The organism is Mesorhizobium australicum WSM2073, from assembly GCF_000230995.2.
Lineage (GTDB): Bacteria > Pseudomonadota > Alphaproteobacteria > Rhizobiales > Rhizobiaceae > Mesorhizobium > Mesorhizobium australicum.
The window spans coordinates 1,196,769-1,217,627 of record NC_019973.1 but is presented as its reverse complement, the minus strand read 5'-3'; the positions used below and the strand labels follow the sequence as shown (position 1 = coordinate 1,217,627).

General features: G+C 64.0%; 23 protein-coding genes and 1 tRNA gene. 8 read left to right on the top strand and 16 right to left on the bottom strand.

Features of this window, described 5'->3' with window-relative positions:
* Positions 1 to 38: 38 nt before the first annotated feature.
* From MESAU_RS05770 to MESAU_RS05760, 3 genes are all read right to left on the bottom strand, one after another.
* Entirely contained in the window at positions 39 to 863 is an 825-nt protein-coding gene (locus MESAU_RS05770) for a carbohydrate ABC transporter permease (protein ID WP_015315119.1), read from the bottom strand.
* Positions 860 to 1,729, bottom strand: coding sequence for a carbohydrate ABC transporter permease (locus MESAU_RS05765; RefSeq protein WP_015315118.1), 870 nt, complete (start codon positions 1,727 to 1,729; stop codon positions 860 to 862). The genes MESAU_RS05770 and MESAU_RS05765 overlap by 4 nt, the downstream gene beginning before the upstream one ends.
* A 428-nt stretch (positions 1,730 to 2,157) precedes the next feature.
* Complete coding sequence (locus MESAU_RS05760) at positions 2,158 to 3,384, bottom strand: ABC transporter substrate-binding protein (protein ID WP_041163295.1); 1,227 nt, start codon at positions 3,382 to 3,384, stop codon at positions 2,158 to 2,160.
* 181 nt (positions 3,385 to 3,565) lie between these two features.
* On the opposite strand from MESAU_RS05760, the gene MESAU_RS05755 reads away from it, so the two are divergent.
* Genes MESAU_RS05755 through MESAU_RS05745 form a run of 3 tightly spaced genes read left to right on the top strand, consistent with a single transcriptional unit; the run spans position 3,566 to position 6,307 of the window.
* Positions 3,566 to 4,336: an SDR family NAD(P)-dependent oxidoreductase gene (locus MESAU_RS05755; RefSeq protein ID WP_041163643.1), complete on the top strand. Its 771-nt coding sequence runs from the start codon at positions 3,566 to 3,568 to the stop codon at positions 4,334 to 4,336.
* Positions 4,337 to 4,338: 2 nt separating this feature from the next.
* On the top strand, positions 4,339 to 5,409 hold the full coding sequence (locus tag MESAU_RS05750; protein WP_015315115.1) for an ABC transporter ATP-binding protein: 1,071 nt from the start codon (positions 4,339 to 4,341) through the stop codon (positions 5,407 to 5,409).
* 16 nt (positions 5,410 to 5,425) lie between these two features.
* On the top strand, positions 5,426 to 6,307 hold the full coding sequence (locus MESAU_RS05745; RefSeq protein WP_015315114.1) for a MurR/RpiR family transcriptional regulator: 882 nt from the start codon (positions 5,426 to 5,428) through the stop codon (positions 6,305 to 6,307).
* A 162-nt stretch (positions 6,308 to 6,469) separates the two neighbouring features.
* On the opposite strand, the gene MESAU_RS05740 is transcribed toward MESAU_RS05745, so the two are convergent.
* Entirely contained in the window at positions 6,470 to 6,784 is a 315-nt protein-coding gene (locus MESAU_RS05740) for a DUF167 domain-containing protein (RefSeq protein ID WP_015315113.1), read from the bottom strand.
* 7 nt (positions 6,785 to 6,791) lie between these two features.
* Positions 6,792 to 7,085 (bottom strand): YggT family protein, encoded by a 294-nt coding sequence (locus MESAU_RS05735; RefSeq protein ID WP_015315112.1) that lies wholly within the window; start codon positions 7,083 to 7,085, stop codon positions 6,792 to 6,794.
* Positions 7,086 to 7,233: 148 nt separating this feature from the next.
* Here MESAU_RS05735 and MESAU_RS05730 point away from each other — a divergent pair.
* The 4 genes from MESAU_RS05730 (at position 7,234) to MESAU_RS05715 (ending at position 9,146) form a co-directional block, all read left to right on the top strand.
* A tRNA-Ala gene (locus MESAU_RS05730) sits at positions 7,234 to 7,309 on the top strand.
* A 320-nt stretch (positions 7,310 to 7,629) separates the two neighbouring features.
* Entirely contained in the window at positions 7,630 to 8,379 is a 750-nt protein-coding gene (locus MESAU_RS05725) for a helix-turn-helix domain-containing protein (RefSeq protein ID WP_015315111.1), read from the top strand.
* 243 nt (positions 8,380 to 8,622) lie between these two features.
* Complete coding sequence (locus MESAU_RS05720) at positions 8,623 to 8,826, top strand: nitroreductase family protein (RefSeq protein WP_041163294.1); 204 nt, start codon at positions 8,623 to 8,625, stop codon at positions 8,824 to 8,826.
* A gap of 68 nt (positions 8,827 to 8,894) precedes the next feature.
* The gene (locus tag MESAU_RS05715) at positions 8,895 to 9,146 is read left to right on the top strand and encodes a hypothetical protein (RefSeq protein ID WP_015315110.1); all 252 of its coding nucleotides are present in this window, start codon (positions 8,895 to 8,897) and stop codon (positions 9,144 to 9,146) included.
* Between the two features lie 51 nt (positions 9,147 to 9,197).
* Here the strand turns inward: MESAU_RS05715 and MESAU_RS05710 are convergent, their stop codons facing one another.
* From MESAU_RS05710 to MESAU_RS05695, 4 genes are all read right to left on the bottom strand, one after another.
* A complete protein-coding gene (locus MESAU_RS05710; protein ID WP_015315109.1) occupies positions 9,198 to 10,142 on the bottom strand; it encodes an energy transducer TonB family protein in 945 nt (314 codons plus the stop codon).
* Positions 10,139 to 10,606, bottom strand: coding sequence for a TonB system transport protein ExbD (gene exbD / locus MESAU_RS05705; protein ID WP_015315108.1), 468 nt, complete (start codon positions 10,604 to 10,606; stop codon positions 10,139 to 10,141). Before exbD ends, MESAU_RS05710 begins: the two co-directional genes overlap by 4 nt.
* A 13-nt stretch (positions 10,607 to 10,619) precedes the next feature.
* A complete protein-coding gene (gene exbB, locus MESAU_RS05700; protein WP_015315107.1) occupies positions 10,620 to 11,546 on the bottom strand; it encodes a tonB-system energizer ExbB in 927 nt (308 codons plus the stop codon).
* Between the two features lie 65 nt (positions 11,547 to 11,611).
* On the bottom strand, positions 11,612 to 12,403 hold the full coding sequence (locus MESAU_RS05695; protein ID WP_041163293.1) for an ATP-binding cassette domain-containing protein: 792 nt from the start codon (positions 12,401 to 12,403) through the stop codon (positions 11,612 to 11,614).
* Positions 12,404 to 12,704: 301 nt separating this feature from the next.
* On the opposite strand from MESAU_RS05695, the gene MESAU_RS05690 reads away from it, so the two are divergent.
* Positions 12,705 to 13,439, top strand: coding sequence for a cysteine hydrolase family protein (locus MESAU_RS05690; protein WP_015315105.1), 735 nt, complete (start codon positions 12,705 to 12,707; stop codon positions 13,437 to 13,439).
* Here MESAU_RS05690 and MESAU_RS05685 read toward each other — a convergent pair.
* The 7 genes from MESAU_RS05685 to pcaF all read right to left on the bottom strand — a co-directional run bounded on the left by MESAU_RS05685 (position 13,397) and on the right by pcaF (position 20,859).
* Positions 13,397 to 14,338, bottom strand: coding sequence for an LLM class flavin-dependent oxidoreductase (locus tag MESAU_RS05685; RefSeq protein WP_015315104.1), 942 nt, complete (start codon positions 14,336 to 14,338; stop codon positions 13,397 to 13,399). The two genes, MESAU_RS05690 and MESAU_RS05685, sit on opposite strands and share 43 nt — an antisense overlap.
* A gap of 133 nt (positions 14,339 to 14,471) precedes the next feature.
* The gene (locus MESAU_RS29900; protein WP_015315103.1) at positions 14,472 to 14,627 is read right to left on the bottom strand and encodes a hypothetical protein; all 156 of its coding nucleotides are present in this window, start codon (positions 14,625 to 14,627) and stop codon (positions 14,472 to 14,474) included.
* A 262-nt stretch (positions 14,628 to 14,889) separates the two neighbouring features.
* Positions 14,890 to 15,834: an ABC transporter permease gene (locus tag MESAU_RS05680; protein WP_015315102.1), complete on the bottom strand. Its 945-nt coding sequence runs from the start codon at positions 15,832 to 15,834 to the stop codon at positions 14,890 to 14,892.
* Positions 15,831 to 16,886 (bottom strand): ABC transporter permease, encoded by a 1,056-nt coding sequence (locus MESAU_RS05675; protein ID WP_015315101.1) that lies wholly within the window; start codon positions 16,884 to 16,886, stop codon positions 15,831 to 15,833. The genes MESAU_RS05680 and MESAU_RS05675 overlap by 4 nt, the downstream gene beginning before the upstream one ends.
* Entirely contained in the window at positions 16,886 to 18,394 is a 1,509-nt protein-coding gene (locus tag MESAU_RS05670; protein ID WP_015315100.1) for an ABC transporter ATP-binding protein, read from the bottom strand. The genes MESAU_RS05675 and MESAU_RS05670 overlap by 1 nt, the downstream gene beginning before the upstream one ends.
* Before the next feature lie 74 nt (positions 18,395 to 18,468).
* Positions 18,469 to 19,500, bottom strand: coding sequence for a BMP family protein (locus MESAU_RS05665; RefSeq protein ID WP_041163292.1), 1,032 nt, complete (start codon positions 19,498 to 19,500; stop codon positions 18,469 to 18,471).
* A 153-nt stretch (positions 19,501 to 19,653) separates the two neighbouring features.
* Positions 19,654 to 20,859 carry a 3-oxoadipyl-CoA thiolase gene (pcaF, locus tag MESAU_RS05660; protein WP_015315098.1) on the bottom strand — a complete coding sequence of 402 codons (1,206 nt, stop codon included), beginning with the start codon at positions 20,857 to 20,859 and terminating at the stop codon, positions 19,654 to 19,656.

The window sequence follows — 20,859 nt, the reverse complement described above, 5'->3', positions numbered from 1 at the left end:
ATAACCGCTGGGCACTTTTCCTGGAATTGCTGGGATTGCTATTTGACAGCCCCGAGCGCCAAGCCCCGGACAAGATAGCGCTGCAGCCAGATGAACAGGATCGCCACCGGCAGCGTCGCCAGCAGCGTCGCCGCCATCACATGGTGCCATTCGATCGTGTAGCGCCCGGCAACCAGCGAGAACACCTGGATCGGCAGCGTATAGCTCTCCTGGCTGCGCAGCATGGTGAGCGCCACGACGAATTCGTTCCAGGCATTGATGAAGGTGAAGATCGCCGTCACCGCGATCGCCGGCAGGCAGAGCGGCAGGAACACTTTTCGCAGCGTCAGCCAGCGGCCGGCGCCTTCCATCCAGGCGGCCTCCTCGAGGTCGCGCGGAATGGTGTCGAAATAGCTCTGCAGCATCCACACGGTGAAGGCGACGTTGAAGGCCATATAGATGAAGCCGAGCGCGGTGGTCGATTCGACCAGTCCCCAGGCAGCCATCAGCCGGAACAGGCCGAGCACCAGCACGATCGGCGAGATCATCTGTGAGATCAGCAGGAACTGGCGGAACGCTCCATAGCCGGCAAAGCGGAAGCGCGACATGGCATAGGCCGCCGGGACGGATATGAGGATGGCGCCAACGGTGGCGATGACAGACACATAGAGCGAATTGGCCAGCGCCCGGCCGAAGCCTGTCGCCACCCACATGTCGGCAAAATTCGACCACCGGAACTCGCTCGGCCACCATGTCGGCGTCAGCACTTCGGTACGCGGCTTGACCGCTGTCAGGAACATCACCGCGAAGGGAAAGATCGTCACCACGATCAAGGGCGCCAGCAGCAGCCAGGCGATGATGGTGCGCTTCAGCTTGGCCTTCATGCGCGTTGCTCCCGCATGGCAAGGCGCACATAGATCATGGTGAAGATCAGCAATATGGCGAACATCACCAGCGAGACCGCCGACGCCTCGCCGAGTTTGCCGATACGGAATGCCAGCTTGTAGAGGTGGGTGACCAGTATGTCGGTCGAGTTGGCCGGCCCGCCCTGCGTCATCACCCAGATGATCGGGAACGAGTTGAAGACGTAGATGGTGTTGAGCACGATGGCGATGTTGATGAAGGGTTTCAGGAGCGGAAAGGTGATCTCGCGGAACTGCTGCAGCGGCGTTGCCCCTTCGAGCGCCGCCGCCTCGTAGAGATCGTCCGGGATCGACGACAGGCCGCCGAGAAAGATCGTCGTGGTGAACGGCACCGTCACCAATATGCCGATCAGCACCTGCATCGGAAACGCCGTCTCGGCGCTCGCAAGCCACTGGATGTTGTGGTCGATCAGGCCAAGTCCGATCAGCGCCGAATTCAGCATGCCGCTTTCACCGCTCAGCGCCCAGCGCCAGACCACGGCCGTCATGGTCAGCGACACTGCCCAAGGCAGCATGATGATGACGCGGGCAAGGCCACGCCCATAGAAATCGGTGTTGAGGATCATCGCCACCGGGACCGAGAGCAGCAGCGCTCCGCCGACCACCAGCACCGTCCACAGCCCCGTGCGCCAGAGCGCGGCGACGAAGTCGGGATCCGCGGCCAGCGCGGCGAAATTGGCAAGACCGCTGAACTCGCGCAGCTGACCAAAGCGATTGACGTCATGCGTGGCGATCTGGATCAGGTCCCAGACCGGCCAGAAGATGACCACCGCCGCCAGGAACAGACTGGGCAAGGTCAGGAGGTAGGGCAGGAAGCGATTTTGCATCGGCTGATTTTACACCGCGTTGGCATCAGTAGCACTGGTTGGCCAGTTGACCTGTTCTTCCCAGGCGCTCGGTTTCGAACTCTTCCCCGGCGTCGGCGCCGCCCCTCACCTGCCTGCCGGCATCCTCTCCCCGTATAGAGACGGGGAGAGGGGAGCTTTCATCACCGCTTTCGCCAGTCACCAGCGTCCAGAAAGGGCTCCGAGATGCCGGCCGCCCTTTCTCCCCGTCACTATACGGGGAGAAATGCCCGGCAGGGCAATGAGGGGCGGCGCTGACGTCGACAATTCGTCCAAAGTGGTTGCTTGTCAGTCTTCGTTATTTACGTGGAGCGCAGCCAAATGTCTGTTTGGAAATGTGGCGCGCCCCACCTGAGTAGGGGGCGCGCCACGGGCGCAGGGAGATACGCCCTATTTGTTGGGCGCAGCCCCTACTTCTTCAGCACTGCGTTGGCCTTGGCCGCCGCTTCCTTCAAGCCTGCCTCGGGATCGCCGCCGAGATAGATCTTCTGCATGGCATCCGACGTGATCTGGGCAACTTCTTCCCAGCCTGGGATGACCGGCGCGAAACGGGCATCCGGCAGCAGGGCGGTGAAGGCGGCCAGGTCGGCGTTGTTGACGTAATAGTCCATCTTGGCCTCTTCCTTGTTCACCGGCAGGAAGCCTTCGCCCTGCGTGAACTTGGCGCGCTGTTCCGTGGTGAACAGGAAGTCCATCAGCTTCCAGGCCTCGTCCTTGTTCTTGGAGTTCTTGAACATGATCATGGAGTCGGTGACGCCATAGGTGCCGCGCGCACCGGTAGGACCGGCCGGAATGGCGGCAACGCCATATTTGAGGCTCGGCGCCTCGTCCTTGATCTGGTTGGACAGGAAGGGCGCCGTGATCATCATGCCGACCTTGCCCTGCTTGAACAGGTTCTGCACGTCCTCGCGATTGTTGGAGGTGACGCCGGGCTCCGTCAGCCCCTCGTCGATCATCGACTTGTAGAGCTTGGCCGCTTCGAGCGCGCCCGGCGTGCTCAGGCCCGACGTGCCGTCCTTGTTGAGGATCTCGGTGCCCTGCGACCACATCGCGTAGTAGTAATAGACGTCGGTCTCGATCTCCTTGCCCTGAAGGCCGAAACCGAAGGCACCCTGCGCCTTGATCTTGCGAGCATCCTCCTGCAATTCGGTCCAGGTTGCCGGTGGCTTGGCGATGCCGGCCTTCTCGAACAGCTCCTTGTTGTAATACATGGCGCGCGCCGAGGCGGCGATCGGCAGGCCGTAGGTCTTGCCGCCCATGATCGAGGGCGACAGGAAGGTGTCGATGAAGCGACCCTTGAAGTCGGGCGTGATGTAGCTGTCGAGCGGCTCGGCGACGTCCTGCTGGACGAAGTCGATCAGCCAGCGCGTGCCTATGATGGAGAGATCGGCGTTGGTGCCGGCGGTGATGTCGGTGGTCAGCTTCTGCAAGAGCACATCCCACGGCACCACCTCGAACTTGACCGTGATGCCAGGGTTCTTCGCCTCGAACTCCTTCTTGACCTGCTCGAAATACGGACCGGTCTTGGCGCTGTATTCGGCGACGGTAACCCGCACTTCGCCGGCCTCTGCCTGCGCCGCGAAGGCCAGAATGCCCATTCCGGCCATCAGGCCGGCAGTCCATTTCGCAAGGTTCATCCGATCTCTCCCATTTGTTTCGCGCATTCGCGCTCCTTGTGCCGGTGCCGGCACAAGATTTATGTGACTTTCCTACATTATCGATGAATTCGCCGCGCGCAAGCGGATTAATATGTTGCTTAATTACATCCTGTTCTTTAGCCTCTCCGGCATCTGCCTGACCTGCGGGAGGAGTAAGCGCGTGGTTTCGAGAGCCGAATTCGAAGGCAGGACCGCCGTCGTCACCGGCGCCGGTGGCGGCCTTGGCTCGGCGATCGTCGCACTGCTGGCCGGCAGGGGCGCGCGGGTGGTCGGCTGCGACCAATCAGAGGAGGCGCTGGCGAGCCCGCACCTTGCCTCGCGGCATGTCTTCGACCTTCTCGACCGGGCTTCCATCGAGGCGGGGATCGCCGCCGTTCTCGACCGGGACGGCGTGCCAGATATCCTGGTCAACAATGCCGGCTGGACGCGCGCCGAAACGCTCGATGCGCTGACGGCGGACACGATCGAACATGAGCTCGACCTCAACCTGACCGGTGTGATGACTTTCGCCGACCCGCTGGTTAGGGCGATGGCTGCACGCGGTTCGGGCAGCGTCGTCTTCATTTCTTCCGTCAACGCCATCGCGCATTTCGGCAATCCGGCCTACGCCGCCGCCAAGGCCGGCATCAACGCCTATGCCAAGTCGATCGCCGTCGAGCTCGGCCGTAGCGGCGTGCGCGCCAATGTCGTCTGCCCCGGATCGATTCGCACCGCCGCCTGGGACCATCGCCTTGCCAAGAACCCTGACATAATCGGCAAGCTGCAGCGGCTCTATCCGCTCGGCCGCATCGTCAACGCCTCCGAAGTCGCCGAAGCGGTGACTTTCCTTGCCTCCGACCGCGCCTCGGGCATAACAGGCGTGGTGATGCCCGTGGATGCGGGATTGACCGCCGGCTGCCTGCCGTTCATCGACGACATACTGGGAGCGTGACCATGACCGACGTCGAGTTTCGCAACCTCTCGAAATCCTTCGGCCAGCACAAGATCCTCGAGGAGATCAGCCTCGACATCAAGAGCGGCGAGTTCGTCGTGCTCGTCGGCCCGTCCGGCTGCGGCAAGTCGACCTTGCTGCGCATGCTGGCGGGCCTGGAGACCATCAGTTCCGGCGACCTCCTGATCGGTGGCACGCGCGCCAACGACCTGCCGCCACAGCAGCGCAACATCGCCATGGTGTTCCAATCCTACGCGCTGTTCCCGCACCTGAAGGCTTCCGACAATATCGGCTTCGGTCCGAAAATCCGGGGCGAGAGCCGCGCCACCATCGACCAGAAGGTCAAGAAGGCGTCCGGCGTCCTCAACCTGTTCTCCTATCTCGGCCGGTATCCCCGCCAGCTCTCGGGCGGCCAGCGCCAGCGTGTCGCCATGGGCCGCGCCATCGTTCGCGAACCCTCGGTGTTCCTGTTCGACGAGCCGCTCAGCAATCTCGACGCGCAGTTGCGCGTGCAAATGCGCACCGAGATCAAGGCACTGCACCAGCGGCTGAAATCCACCATAGTTTACGTCACCCACGACCAGATCGAGGCCATGACCATGGCCGACCGCATCGTCGTGATGGACCGCGGCAGGATTCAGCAGGTCGGGCCGCCGCTGGAGCTCTATGACAGGCCGGCCAACAAGTTCGTCGCTGGCTTCCTCGGCTCGCCGTCGATGAGTTTTGTGTCCGGGGCACTGAAGACGACGCCCGGGACGACCTGGTTCGAGTCGGTCGGCGGCGGCCGGCTTGCGCTTGCCGGCGACCCGGTGCCGGCAGGCAGTGCCGTCGAGGCGGGCATCCGGCCGGAGCATTTCATTGTCGGTGAAGCCACCGATGCCATGACGCTCAAGGTTGACGTGGTCGAGCCGACCGGTTCCGAAACCCATGTCTACGGCGCCATTGGCACTGATACGGTGCGCGCCGTGTTCCGCGACCGGGTGCCGGTGCGGCCGGGCGACCTGCTGCCGGTCTCGGTCGACCCCGGCAACATCCACCTGTTCGACACGGCGACGGGCCTGCCGCTGCGATGACGACGGAAACGCGGATATGAAGACGCCGGCCGATATCATCACGCGGCTGCAGCTGATGTCGCAGGACGGCACCAAGTCGGATCGCCGGCTGGCGAGCCTCGTCCTGTCCGACCTCGACTTCGCCTCCAAGGCCGCGATCTCCGAGATCGCCGCGCGGGTCGGCGTCAGCGAACCGACGGTCACCCGCTTCTGCCGCAATCTCGGCTGCGAGGGGTTGCGCGACTTCAAGTTCTACCTGGCCCAGGCCATCGCCATCGGCGGCCAGTATCTGTCGCCGGAGCCACTGAGCCGCGACGCCCGCGAACAGCGCATTGCCTCGGCCATCACCGAAGCGGCGGTTACAGCCATCCAGCGCGCCAGCGAGAACCTCGACATGACGACGCTGGTCGACGTCGCCGCGCGCCTTGCGGCATCAGGCAATGTGCTGTGCATAGGTTCGGGTGGCATTTCCTCGATGATGGCGACCGAAATGCAGAACCGGCTGTTCAGGCTCGGCCTGCCGGTTCTGGCACAGATCGACGGACAGTTGCAGCGCATGTATGCCGCCGTTGCCACGCCAGACACCACGGTGGTCGCCTTCTCGGTCTCCGGCTATGCGCGCTCGGTCATCGAGGCGGTGCAGGTCGCCCAACAATATGGCGCCGCCACGGTGGCGGTCACCGCGCCCGACTCCGCACTGGCCAAGGTCGCCGACACTGTCATCCACCTGCAGCCGTTCGAGGACGGCAACATCTACAAGCCGACATCGTCACGTTACGCGTTGCTGGCGATCGTCGACATGATCGTGACCTCGGTCGCCGAGACACGCGGACCGAAGGTGCTGGAGAACCTGCGCCGCATCAAGCAGAGCGTGAACACGCTGAAGGTCGACGACCCCCGTTTGCCGCTGGGCGATTGACGAGCCGGCGCCGAAACCGCCAATTTCTCCCCAAGCGGGGAGAAGGAGTGTCCGCGCAGCGGATGGAAAGCCAACTGATTGGCTTCCGAACGACCAATGCCCGGAGCGACGGCGCAGGACCGGGTCCGGCAGGACAGAGGTGGGCGCTGTCCTGCCTGCGTCTCAATTTTGGAAAAGCGCTTCGACACCTGTTACCAGCGCCTCCGGATCACCCAATATTCGCAACGTCTTGAGGCGGGCCGTACCGCCGGCGACGACCGAAACGGCCGATGCCGGAACACCTAGCGCCTTGGCGACCAGCCTCTCCAGCGCTTGATTGGCGGCGCCATTTTCCGGCACGGCGCGGACCCGCGCCTTCACGTGACTTCGTCCGTCCGCCAATGTTTCTACAACGTCGAGCCGGTCCACGGAAGACTTCGGCGTCAGCCGCACGAACAGATCGACGCCGTTCTCGCGCATGCGGAACGGCGCGCTCATGCGATCGTCAGGCCAGCAGCAGCGGCGCGACCGTGGTGAGAATGAACTGCCTGAGGAAGAACAGGATCAGCAACAGAATGATCGGTGAGATGTCGATACCGCCAAGGTCGGGCATGAAGCGGCGGATCGGCCGCAGCGCCGGCTCGGTCAGGCGGTAGAGCATGTTCCCGATGCTCCCGACGAACTGGTTGCGCGAGTTGACGACGTTGAAGGCATAGAGCCAGGAAAAGATCGCCGAGGCGATGATCACCCACCAATAGAGGTCGAGCGCCATGACGATGGTTTGTATGAGGGCGAGCATGCCGGACTCCAATTGTTGCCGACATGTAGCCATTACGCGCCAAACCGGCAAGGGCAGGGTTCCGCCACGCGACTGGCAGCCGGTTTTTCGGTGAAGCGCCGCCTTGACAGGAAACCGCGGCGCCCGATAAATGCGCCATCCGCTGGACGGGGCTGTAGCTCAGCTGGGAGAGCGCGTCGTTCGCAATGACGAGGTCAGGAGTTCGATCCTCCTCAGCTCCACCAGCGGAATAATCGTCTGCTTTTGATCGTTCCGGCAAGGTGCAGCCGCCATCCGCCACGGCGCGATGCAAGGCATAGCCCCGATCCCCCCAAAAATGGCCAAATGGCATTTCGCCGTTTCCAAGGCGAAATGGTTGTCAATTGGACTTATGGCGGTGGCTGGTGTCCCCCCGGCGCTATTTTTTTTGGAAGCCGTCCCATTAGACTGGCGTTCTCAAATCAGTTTTTTCTGTGTGTTGTGACAGGGCGTTTCGGCGGGGGCGACCGAAAGCGCTATACGGATTCCGAGTCGAAATGAAGTATCCGCCTGCGAAAGCAAACTAGTGTCCATTCGCCAGAATCTTGCTGCAAATCTCAGGCGGCTCTGCAAGGACCATGCTTCTGTCAGCGCGGTATGCCGCGAGCTTGGCATCAATCGCACACAATTCGAGCGTTACCTGCAAGGGCAGACCGTGCCCAACAAGGCCACCGCCAAGCTGATCTGCGATTATTTCCGCGTCGACGAAGCCGAGCTGTACCGGGATCCCGGCACCCCCTCGCCTACGGCTCCCGGTCTGCCGCCGATCTCCGAAAGCCTGTTCACCCAGATGATCCGGCCGCCCGCTCCGTCGATTGCGGGCGGCACCTATTTCACCTATTTTTCGATCCCCGGCAGATCCGACCTGCTGGTGCGGGCGATCACCTTCGTGCGTCGCGAAGCCGAGCTGGTCACGTTCCGCAGGGTCACCGGATGGTCGGAGCACCGTGGCTCGACATGGGCGCGGGCGCGCGGCAATCATTACGGCGTGGCGATCTCGCGCCTTAACTGGATCTATTTCAGCGGCGTCAACCGCCGCCAGACAGGCGAGCCGTCGCTGATCTCGGTGCAATGGGCACCTATCTCCGAACCGGTGCTGACAGGCAAGGCCATGCTTCTGACCGAAGCCGGGCCGGCATTCGTGTCGGTCATCATGCGGCAGGACAGGTCCAATATCCGGCCCAGGCATGCAATCCGCATGGCGCATGTCGTCAGGCTCGATGATCCCAGCCTCGACCAGCTCGTCGTCAGCCTCGCACGGGACGGGCTGGGTTAGCCGCTTGCTTACGCTGAATAAGAACAAGAATATCCCGAAAAAAGCGTATGCCAGCGATTGCCTACTCCATATCTGAGTAAAATCGATTTTTTAGACTTTCTAGCCAAGAAAGATATTTTAGCTCATAGCTGATTTACTACAGTTTTAACAAATCAGTAACTCTTCCGACCTTACCTTTCTTCCCGCGGATCCCTTTCCGGGATCTTTCAACAGGTCCCCTGGGGGTCGGGGAAAGGGACGAAAATGACCAAGAAAGTGAACATTGGCCAGAACATGATGTTGGCGGCAACCAGGCACGGCTTGTCGGCCTGTCCCACGGCGGCGCTGAGCCATTCGGCGATCAAGCGCCTTCCGGGCATCGACCGCCTCACCGACGCGCCCGTCTATGCGTTGACCCTCTCAATCCCGGAACTTGACCCGCATTCGGCCGGTCGATCGATCAATTAGCCGGCGTAGTACATCTAGTGCAGCCAGTACGCATTCCCTAAAGTTCCATTCGATGACAGGAGCAGAACATGTCAAATCAGGCCTTACGTCAGTCAGAGCTCGACAGTCTCCAATATATCGCGACGATGACCAATGAGCTGGTGCAGATGGCCGAAGCGAGCCGCTTCCCCATGATCTCCTATCTGCTCGGTATGGCCTATGCCGAAGCCTTCGACGTCTTGCGCGGCGCACGGCCGGCACGACACGCGCAGCTCAGCGGCAATCCGATGCACCCCAAGGCACACCCGAAAGACAACCACGCTCAGCCAAGAACAGCGTAGCGCGATGCAATTGTCGGGCTTGCGGGACGGCTGGCACGGATTTGAGGGGCACTAGTCCCGCAAACTGAACACGAATGGCGCTGTACGGCTGACGCGCGGGCCGAGTTCCGCCGGTGGCGCCGGCACGGTCGCGCCCTGCAGCACCGCAAGTGCTGCTCGGTCGAGTTCGGCATCGCCGGACGAACGGGCGACCCGGGCCGACAGGACCCGGCCGGATGGGTCCATTGTGAAAGTCACGTTCACATTGCCCTGCGCGCGCCGGGATTTCGCGGCGCTCGGATAGCGCTTGTGGCGATTGATCCACGCCGTCAGCCGCGACTCCCATTTGGCCGGGCTGACACCCGAGAACCCGGCCGCGGCTCTCGGCGCTGCCGCCTTGGCGGCAGGCTTGGCCTCGGCGCTCGCGGCACTTGCCGTCTTCGGTGGCTCGGCCTTTTCCTTCTTCGGCCTTGGCTTGGGCTTGTCGACCGGCTTTTTAACCTTGGCTTCGGCCGGTTTCTTTTCCTTGCGCCGTTCCGTCGGCTTTGCCCGCGGCAGCGGAACGACAGCCTCCGGCGCGACGGTCTCGACAATATCGGGGACGACCTCTTCCAGCGGCGGCTGTTCGACCGGTTCGGCCTCCGTCATCTGCGTGGGTTCGTCCGGCGGCACCATCTCGGCCTCGGCAACAGGCTCCGCTTGCTCGACCGCCTTGTCAGGCTCGGCTTCGGCTGCCTTCACGATCTCTTCGACCGGCTCGGTCCGGTCGGGAATGGCCGCGTCGGGCATCGCGGCCTGTTCGGGCACCGCCGGCGTCACCATCATCGGTGCCATCTCGACCACCAGGGCCGGCGGCGGTCCGCCATCCGACAGGTCGACTGGACTGAAATTCTGCACGGCATAAGCGACCGCGCCATGAGCCCCAAGCATCAGCACCACCGCGCATGCCCATAGGCCAAGGTCGCGCCAGTCGAAGCGCGACAGCACCACCGTGGGCGAGGCGGCGGATGGCGTCATGGAGCGGCCGCTTTGCCTGGCGCCGGTGCGGCGATATCACCAGCCGGCGCGGCCTCCAGGCCGACCAGCGCGATCTTCAGGTAGCCGGCGGCCCGCAGCAGGTTCATCGCCTCCATCAGCTCGCCATAGGCGACCGCCTTGTCGGCTCGCAGGAATATCCGCGTCTGCTTGTCGCCCTTGGTGCGGCTGTCGAGCGTGGCGGCAAAAGCCGGGCGCGGCACCGTATCGTTGCCGATCGCCAGGCTGAGATCGTTCTTCAGCGTCAGGAACAGCGGCGTCTTCGGTCGCGGCGCCGGCGTCGCGGTCGAGCCGGGCAGGTCGACATTGACATCCACCGTCGCCAGCGGTGCGGCGACCATAAAGATGATCAGGAGCACAAGGATGACATCGATGAAGGGCGTGACGTTGATCTCGTGGCTTTCCTCGAGGTCGTCGTCCAGGGTCTGTCGAATTCTGCTCCCCATGGCGTCGCTCCCGCTACTCCGCCGCCAAGGCTGTCGCCGGCGCTATCGTGCGGAAATCAAGGTCGCGGCTGACCAGCCGTTCGACGCCGGCCGAGGCGTCGGCGAGGATCTGCCGGTAGCCGGCTATCGAGCGGGCGAAAACGTTGTAGATCACCACCGCTGGGATTGCCGCGACCAGACCCATCGCGGTGGCCAGCAGCGCTTCGGCGATGCCCGGCGCGACCACGGCGAGATTGGTGGTCTGAGCCTGCGAGATGCCGATGAAGGCGTTCATGATGCCCCAGACGGTGCCGAACAGGCCGACGAAAGGCGCGGTGGAACCAATCGTCGCCAGCAGGCCGGTGCCGCGCGACATGCGCCGCGACGCAGCCGCCTCGATGCGCGACAGGCGCGAGCTGACCCGTTCCTTCAGTCCGTCGCCGCCGACGTGGTCGAGCGCATTGGCCGAAAGCGCGGCCTCTTCTTCCGCTGCCCGCACCAGGAGCGCGCCGGGATCGCCACTGCGGTCGAGCGCGCGGCTCGCCTGCTTCAGCGTGGCGGCATCGCCGATCGCGCGGACGGTACGGCGGAGGCGCAGCTTGCCGCCGAAAATCTCCAGCGACTTGGCCAGCCATATCGTCCAGGTGACGAGCGACGCGAAGGCCAGTCCAGTCATCACCGCCTTCACGATGATGTCGGCGGCCTTGAACATGCCCCATGGCGACAGGTCATGCGGCAGGTTCAGGTCCATCGCCCCCGCAGGCGCGGCCTCGGCCGGCGCTGTCGCGCTCGGCTGGCCGGCTGGTTGCGCCGGCGCCATGGCAGCCGGTGCAGCTTGTGCCGGCGCGGCAGGGGCCTCAACCGCTGGAGAAGAGCCGGCCGGTTGCTCCTGGGCCGTGGCGCCGGTTGCCCCCAGAACCAGCGATGCGACCAACGCCGCCAACAAACCATGTCTCGACATGAGCTTCTTCCTTGTTCTCACGGCGGCCAGCCGCTTGCCGGTTCCTGCAACCGCCGGCGACGACTTCACTGCACATAGCCGACGGGTTGGCCGGTGACGGGATGCGCGAACACACCCATCTCGACGCCGAAAATGTCCTTGAGCACATCGCTCCGCATGATCTCGCTCGGTGTGCCGCGCGTCAGCAGCCTGCCGTCCTTCAGCGCGATCAGCTCATCGCAGTAGCGCGCCGCCATGTTGGGGTCGTGCAGCACCACGACGACGCACAGGTCGCGCTTGCGGCTGAGCTCCCTGACCAGGCCCAGCACCTCGACCTGATGCGCGATGTCGAGCGCCGAGATCGGCTCGTCGAGCAACATGACGCCGGCATTCTGCGCCACCAGCATGGCCAGCCAGGCGCGCTGGCGCTCGCCGCCGGATAATTCATCCACCAGCCGCTCAGTGAACCCTTCCATGTCGGTCAGCACAAGCGCCTGCTCGACATGGCGCCTGTCCTCGGCGCCGAAACGGCCAAGCGCGCCATGCCACGGATAGCGTCCGAGCGTTGCCAGCTCGCGCACGGTCAAGCCCGTCGCCGCCGGCGTCGTCTGCGGCAGATAGGCAAGAGCCCGCGCCAGCTCGCGCGCGCGCCATTGGGATAGCGGCCGCGCGGCGAAAGTGATGGCGCCGGAGCTTGCCGGCTGCTGGCGCCCCAAAAGCTTGATCAGCGTCGATTTGCCCGAACCATTATGGCCGATCAGCCCGTAGACGCGCGCGCGCCGCAGTTCGAGCGAAACCGGACCGAGCAGCGTCCGTTCGCCAACGGCGAAACGCACGGCATCGATATCGAATGCGGTCTGGCTATCGGCTTCGGCCATGGTCACGGCATTTCTCCAGCCCGGCCGCCGCATTCCCATCCTGGCTGCGGAGGCAGGTCCCCGGTTGATTATGAAACATGAGATTATTAGTCAAGATTTAAGATAACCGCAACACTCGGCAATTTGGCAATGCGCCGCCAAAACTGAAACGGCCGGCGCATTGTTGCCGCGTACGGGCCGTCATTCGCGCAGCCGGCCGATCCGCGCCGGCGATCTCCATCCCGGGCCGCACGATGTCGGCATCCGGTGTCGCCGCATCGATGCGGACACGCTAGGGTGAGCCGGCGGCAAGGAGCTCCGGATGATCAAGGCGACACCCTTCGACTACCCCTATGACGGCAGGCTGGTTGCCGAAAACACCGCGCTCGTCGTCATCGACCTGCAACAGGATTTCCTGTCGACATCGGGCTATTTCGCCAGGAAGGGGTATGACCCCTCGCCGCTGCGGGCGATCCTGCCCGCCGTGAACCGCCTGATCGCGGCCGCGCGCAAAGCCGGCGTCACGGTCATCCACACAAGACAGGGTTACCGCGCCGATATGGCCGACATGACGCCCTACGAGAAATGGCGCCGCAAGCGTTCCGGCCTCGACGGCACCGACGTCCTGCTGCGCTCAGGCGCTGGGTTCCAGATCGTCCCGGAGATCGACGTCGCGCCGCACGACATCATCATCGACAAGACCTGCAACAGCGCCTTCACCTATACGGATTTCGAGCTTGTGCTGCGGGCGCAAGGCATCACGCATCTGATGTTTTCCGGATGCACGACGGATGTCTGCGTCCACACCACGCTGCGCGAGGCCTGTGACCGCAATTTCCAGTGCCTGACGATTTCGGACGCCTGCGCCAGCGGCGACAGACAAGCGCATGAAGCGGCGTTGCACATGGTGACGGTCGAGGACGGCGTCTTCGGCGTGCTGGCCGATTCGGACGCCGTCATTGAAGGCCTGTCGCGGCTTGGCGACAGCCTCAAGCAGCAGACGATTGATGGGCTTCACCCCGCTGCTCGCGTCTCCAATCCTGGGCGAGGCGCATAAGCTCCAGGCTGGAACTCGCTGGCCTCCCGGCGCGCCAGGGAGTTGCGCAGCAGCGCCAATGTTTCCCGGCCGGCCGTCGCGATCTCGCGCGGCGTGTCGACGCCGACGATCATGAACTCATCGATCCCGAGCCCGGCATAGGCGAGCAGCGACAGCGCGACCTGGGCCGGCGGGCCGGATAGGTCGACCGCCTTGTGGCCGGCGGCGGAAACACCCTGGTGGATCCTGACCGGAAGCGCGAAGCGCAGTTTGCCCGCACGGCCATGTTCGGCCGCGGCGCCACGTGCCCGCTCCATCAATTGCCTGATATCGTCGATCGGCCCCGGCGCCAGTTCGAAGACATCGGCATGCCGGCCGGCCACCTTCAGCGCCGTTCCGGATTGCCCGCCCATGCGGACCACGAGGTCGGCGCCATGCGGGCCCTTGCGCGGCACATAACCGCTTTTGATGCTGTAGAACGCGCCTTCGTGATCGAAGGGCCGGTCGTTCGACCATAGCCGCTTCAACAGCACCAGATATTCGTCGATGCGCTGCCAGACGACGCCATGTCCGACCGGCCGTGTCTCGGCATCGTCGTCGTTCAAGGGCTCGCTGATCATCCTGAGCGTCAGCCGTCCGCCGCTCTCCCTGTCGATGGACGCCAGCTGGCGGGCAGCGACCGTGGGTTCGATCACGCCGGCCCAGTGGGTGAGCACCACTTGCAGCGAAGCGGTGCGGTTGAGCACCTGCGAGGCCAGATCCATGTTGGTCAGCAGCCCGGCCGAATCGTCGACGACGATCTTCTGGAAACCGCCGTCCTCGATCAGCCCGAGCTTGGTCGAGGTCTCGGCGAAGTCATAGAAAAAGGGAACCGCCGCGTCGGCGGTCTTGCCGGGTACATGCGTGAATTCGATCGGCATTGTCATCTCCTCCATCACTGGAATCACTGATGCTGTGAAATGCGAATCCTCAGGCGCGCGAAAACGCCCCGGGATTCGGTTCAACTCCGATTGCCTGAAAGCTGTGGGGCAGCAGCCCCTTCGATCCCGCGCCTTAGGGAATAAGGCCCAGCACGACTGCCCCGGTGAACACGAACGCAAGGGCAAAGACGAGATAGGCGAAAGCGCCGGCATAGGCCGGGCGAAAGCCCTGGGCATTGGCCACTCGCTGGCCGTTGCTGTCGGTCTGGGCGTTCTGGAAATAGGACATGTCGACCTCCGTCTCGCCGCTTAATCTACAAAACTTGTAGACTTTGTCGATTGCTATTCTTGTGCAAGTGGCAGAATTATTTTCTCATAAATGGCCAAAAATTGGTGTGAAGTTGCTGTTGGCATAGGCCCCGGCCACCGATCGGAAGAGCGTGGCGGCATCGATGTGAGGCGTCCCAAGGTCAAGCTTCTTCATTCCGGGACAGCTTGACGCCTTCCTCTCCTGTCCCGGAGGGATAGGAAGGGCACCAAATCCTACTCGTCTATCGCTCCTCCCGCCGAAACGGCTTGAGCAGCGCCGAGGGCGCCACCGCGTTGCGCGACATGACGGCCATGGCGACGATGGTGAAGATGAACGGCAGCATCAGGAACGCCTCGTAGGGGATGTGGCCAAGCCCACTCGCCTGCATGCGCAATTGCAAGGCATCGACGAAGGCGAACAGCAGCGCGGCCCCTGCCGAGCGCCAGGGATCCCAACGGCCGAAGACGACCAGCGCGATCGCCACCCAGCCGCGGCCGGAAACGACGCCGAAGGTGAAGGCGTTGAACTGCGCCATCGACAGGAAAGCACCAGCGAGCCCCATCAGGGCGCCGCCGAGAATGACGGCCTGGAAGCGCGTGGCGATGACGCTGACGCCGGCGGAGTCGGCCGCGCGCGGGTTCTCGCCGACCATGCGCACCGACAGCCCCCACGGGGTGCGGTAAAGGATGAAGCCCGCCAGAGGAATGGCCAGGATGGCCATGTAGACCAGCGCGAACTGGTTGAACACCGCAGGACCCAGCACGGGAATGTCCGAGAGAACCGGGATCGGCAGCGTCTGAAAACCCTTGATGCTCGGCGGCACCGATTGCTGGCCGAAGATCAGCCGGTAGAGGAAATAGGCCAGCCCCGACGAGAACAGGGTGACGCCGATACCGCAGACATGCTGGCTGAGGCCGAGCACTACCGTGAACAGCGCATGCAGCGCGCCCATCAGCATGCCGGTCAGCACCGCCACCAGGACACCCAGCCACAGGCTTCCACTGAGGCTGGTGGCGGTGAAGCCGGTCATGGCGCAGAGCAGCATGATGCCTTCGATGCCGAGATTGAGCACGCCGGCCCGTTCGGAGAACATTTCGCCGAGCGTGGCAAAGGCCAGCGGCGTGGCGATGCGGATGATGGCGGCGAGAAAGCCGACCTGAAAAATCTGCTCGAACACCGCGCTCATCCGACGGCTCCGACGCGGCGGATGCGATAGGCCGTGAACAGCAGCGCCACCAGCATGGCAAGCAGCGCCGTGCCCTGGATGACGTCGCTGAGGAAGGCCGGCACGCCGGTCGCCCGCGACATAGCCTCGGCGCCGGTCATCACGGCTGCAAGGAAGATCGCCGCCGGCACGACGCCGAGCGGGTTGAGCCGCGCTAGCATGGCGACGACTATGCCGGAATAGCCGTAGCCCGGCGAAATATCGCTCATCACCTGGAAATGCACGCCGCCGACCTCGCCGACGCCGGCCAGCCCCGCCAACGCGCCCGACAGCAGCGCCGTCGACAGCAGCACGCGCTCGACATGGATGCCGCCATAGCGTGCCGCTTCCGGGTTTTCGCCGGTGACCCTGATCCGGAAGCCCAGCGTCGTGCGCACGATCAGGAACCAGATCAACGGGGCCGCGATCAGCGCCGCGACGACACCGAGATGCAGCCGCGTGCCTTCGATCAGCACCGGAAAGTTCGCCGAATCCTCGATCGGCGGCGAGATCGGATAGCCGCTGAAGCTGTCCTTCCACGGTCCCTCGATCAGTGCCATCAGGGCATAATAGATGACCGAGTTGAGCAGCAAGGAGCTCACGACATCGTCGACCTTGAACTTTACGCGCAGCGTCGCAGGCACCAGCGCGACCGCCGCGCCTGCGGCCGCCCCCGCCAGCGCCATGAAAAGCATGGCAAGCGGTCCTGGCATCGGGATCGCACCGATGAAACAGCTCGCCACCGCGCCGGCCAGCAATTGCCCTTCCGCGCCGATGTTCCAGAACTTTGCGCGGAAGGCGACCGCCACCGCCAGCCCGGTAAAGATCATCGGGGCGGCGCGGACCAGCGTTTCGGTGACGGCGTAGCTGTCACCAAGCGAGGCCGTGAACATCACGCCGTAGGATTCGAACACCCCGGCCCCGGCCAGCGCGATCAGGCCGCTGCACAGGATGAGCGTGGCGAGAATCGCCAGCAAGGGCAGCGCGAGGTTGAACCAGGCGGGCGTGGACGTGCGGACTTCGAGGCGGAACATCAGTGGCCCTCCGCGCCGGTCATCAGCAGGCCGAGCCGGGCGACGGTCGCATCGGCACTGTCCAGCGTGCCGACGATGCGGCCCTCATACATCACCGCGATGCGGTCGCACAGCACCAGCAGTTCCTCCAGATCCTCGCCGATGACGATGATGCCGCAGCCCTTGGCGCGCATGTCGAGGAATTTTTCATGGATGAAGCGCGCCGCACCGATGTCGAGGCCACGTGTCGGTTGTGAGACGATCAGCACCTTCGGATCGAAAGCAAGCTCGCGCGCCAGAAGCGCCTTCTGCAGATTGCCACCGGACAGCGCGCCGGCGCGCGTCATCGGCCCGGGACATCTGATGTCATAGGCCTTGATCTGTTCTTCGGCGAAAGCGCGGATCGCATCCGGCTTGAGCAAGCCCTTGGCGGAGAAGGCTGAAGTGCCGATGCGCGGCAGCACCATTGAATCGGCGAGCGGCAAATTGGTGACCAGCCCCGTCGTCATGCGATCTTCCGGGATGCGGCCAAGGCCGAGCGCCTGCACCTCGCGCGGCGAGAATTTTGCCACCTGTTTGCCGGCTATCGTCATTCGGCCCGTCTCGGGCGCCAGCACGCCGGAGATCACCTCCGCCAGCGCCCGCTGGCCATTGCCGGAGACGCCGGCGATGCCTAGGATTTCGCCGGCACGAACCGCAAGCGACACGTCGCGCAACGCCGTGCCGGAATGCTTCGAGGTTGAAATGCCGTCGAGCGTCAGCACATCGGCGCCGGGCGTCGACGATCCCCTTGCCGGCGGCACGATCTCATGGCCGCACATCAGTTCAGCCATTGCAGCCGACGTCGTGTTGGCGGGGTCGTCGACACGGCCCGCGACGCGGCCGTGCCTCAGCACGGTGCAGCGATGCGTCAGCGCCCGCACCTCGTTGAGCTTGTGCGAGATGAAGATGATGCCCAGGCCTTGCGCCGCCATCGAGCGCAGGGCCGAAAACAGTCCGTCGACCTCGCTCGGTGCCAGCACCGCCGTCGGCTCGTCAAGGATCAAGAGCTTGGCACCGCGAAACAGCGCCTTGACGATCTCCAGCCGCTGTTGCTCGCCGACCGACAGCGCCGAGACCGGCAGATTGGGATCGAGCGTCAGCCCGTGCCGGCTGCTGATTTCAGCAAGCCGCGCCAGCCCGCCGCTGCGGTCGATCCGTCCCGATTTGCCCGGAATGCCAATGAGCAGATTTTCCAGCACGGTGAGCCGTGGTGCCAGATGAAAATGCTGATGCACCATGCCAATGCCCGCGGCCAGCGCATCGGCCGAGCTGGTGATCCTGACTGGCTGGCCCTGGATCAGGATCTCACCGGCATCCGGCGCGTAGGCACCGAACAGCACGTTCATCAATGTCGTCTTGCCGGCGCCGTTCTCGCCGAGCAGCCCGAGGATTTCCCCCGGCGCCACGCTGAGATCCACAGCCTCGTTTGCCTTGACGACGCCGAAGCTCTTGGTGATGCCGCGCATTTCGATGAGAGGGGCGGACAAGAATGCTCCTGATTTTTCCGATCCGGCCTTAGCTGCGGAGGGGGGCGCCACGCGCCAGCCCCTCAATCATGGCGTCAATCCGAGACCGGCGTATTCTCGTCCACATCCACCCGGAAATTGCCTTCCAGTATCTCGGCCTTCTTCTTCTCGACCAGATCCTTGACCTCGGCGGGCAAAGTCTTGTCGAACTTGTGGAAGGGCGCCAGATACGAACCGCCCTTGGCCATGCGCGAGAAATCGCCATAATCCTGCGCCGTGTACACCCCGGCCTTGACCAGCTTGATCGCCTGCTCGACCGTCGGGTACATATCCCAGACCGGACCGGTGATGACGGTGTCGGGGCCGAGGCTCGACTGGTCGGACATGTTGGAGATGGCGAAGATCTTCTTTTCCACCGCCGCCTCGATGACGCCGAAGCGTTCGGCGTAGATGACATCGACGCCGGCATCGATCTGCGCCACCGCGGCTTCCTTGGCCTTCGGCGGATCGAAGAAGGAGCCGATGAAGGCGACCTTCTTCTTGACGTTCGGGTTGACCTCCTTGGCGCCGGCGAAGAAGGCGTTGACCAGCCGGTTCACTTCCGGAATGCCCATCGCCGCCACCGCGCCGACCGTGCCCGATTTCGACATCTTGCCGGCGATCATGCCGGAGAGATAGGCGGGCTCGTGGATCCAGTTGTCGAACACGCCGAAATTCGGCTCCGCCGGCCCGGCGCCGGAGCCGAACAGCCAGGCTGTCTTGGGGAACTGCTTGGCCGTGCGGCGCGATTCACGCTCGGCGGCGAAGGCATCGCCCAGCACCAGCTGGTACCCGCCCTGCGCATATTCGCGCATGACGCGGCTGAAGTCGGCGGTCTGGACCTTCTCCGACCATTTGTATTCGATGCCCAACTCCTTCTGCGCCTTCTGCAGGGCGACGTGGATCTGGTTGTCCCAGGGTTCCTCGATCGGCGTGGCGAAGATCGCCGCCACCTTCAGTTTTTTGCCCGCCGCGAAGGCCGCACCCGGCAGCATCGTCGCGGCCAGGCCAAGCGCGCCCAGCTCCAGCACGTTGCGTCGCGACAGCCCTTCGCGCATCGAATGAGATCTGTTCTTCCGGTCTTCCATTGAAGTGCCCCTCTGTTTGACAGCCGTGTCGAGCCGGCCGTTCCTGAAATCAGACGGGGAACTATGGAACGGGTCCGGACTTTTGTCCACATGGTCAAATTTGGCAGGATCGAGCATATCCACTCTCCTGGCCCAGCCAGGAAGAGCGATTGCTCAGGCCCGTTCGAGCGCGATGGCAATGCCCTGGCCGACGCCGATGCACATGGTGGCCAGCGCATAGCGGCCGCCGCGCTCGCGCAGCTCCAGCCCCGCCGTGCCGGAGATGCGCGCGCCCGACATGCCCAGGGGATGGCCAAGTGCGATGGCGCCGCCATTCGGGTTCACGTGCGGCGCATCCTCGGCAATGCCGAGTTGGCGCAGCACGGCGATGCCTTGCGAGGCAAAGGCTTCGTTGAGTTCGATGACATCGAATTGTTGCGGCGTCAGGCCAAGCCGCACGCAGAGCTTCTGCGTTGCCGGCGCCGGACCGATGCCCATGACGCGCGGCGCGACCCCGGCGGCGGCCCCGCCAAGAATACGGGCGATCGGCGTCAGCCCGCATGTCTTCACCGCCGCTTCCGAGGCAACAATGAGCGCCGCCGCGCCGTCATTGACGCCCGACGCATTGCCGGCCGTCACCGTGCCACCTTGCCGGAACGGCGTCGGCAATTTGGCCAGCGCCTCGACGGTTGTGCCGGCGCGAGGATGTTCATCCTTGCTGATAGTGACCGCATCGCCCTTGCGCTGTGGAATCGTCACCGGGGTGATCTCCTTCGCCAGCCGGCCATTGGCTTGTGCCGCGACCGCCTTGTCCTGGCTGCGCACGGCAAAGGCATCCTGGTCCGAGCGGGAAACAGCGAAGTCTTCCGCCACATTCTCGCCGGTCTCCGGCATCGAATCGACGCCGTATTGCTTCTTCATCAGCGGGTTGACGAAGCGCCAGCCGATGGTGGTGTCATAGATCTCGGCATTGCGGGAGAAGGCGGTGTCGGCCTTGGGCATGACGAAAGGCGCGCGGCTCATCGATTCGACGCCACCCGCGATCATCAGTTCCGCCTCGCCGGCCTTGATGGCACGCGCCGCGATGGTCAGCGCATCCATGCCCGAGCCGCACAAGCGATTGACCGTCGAGCCTGGTATCTCCTTCGGCAGCCCAGCTAGCAGCAACGCCATGCGCGCTACATTGCGGTTGTCCTCGCCGGCCTGGTTGGCGCAGCCATAGACGACGTCGTCGATCCGCTGCCAGTCGATGCCGGGATTCCGCTCGAGCAAAGCCTTCAGCGGGATGGCGGCAAGATCGTCGGCACGAACCGAAGACAGCGAACCGCCGAAGCGGCCGATCGGCGTGCGGATGTAGTCGCAGATGTAGGCCTCGGCCAT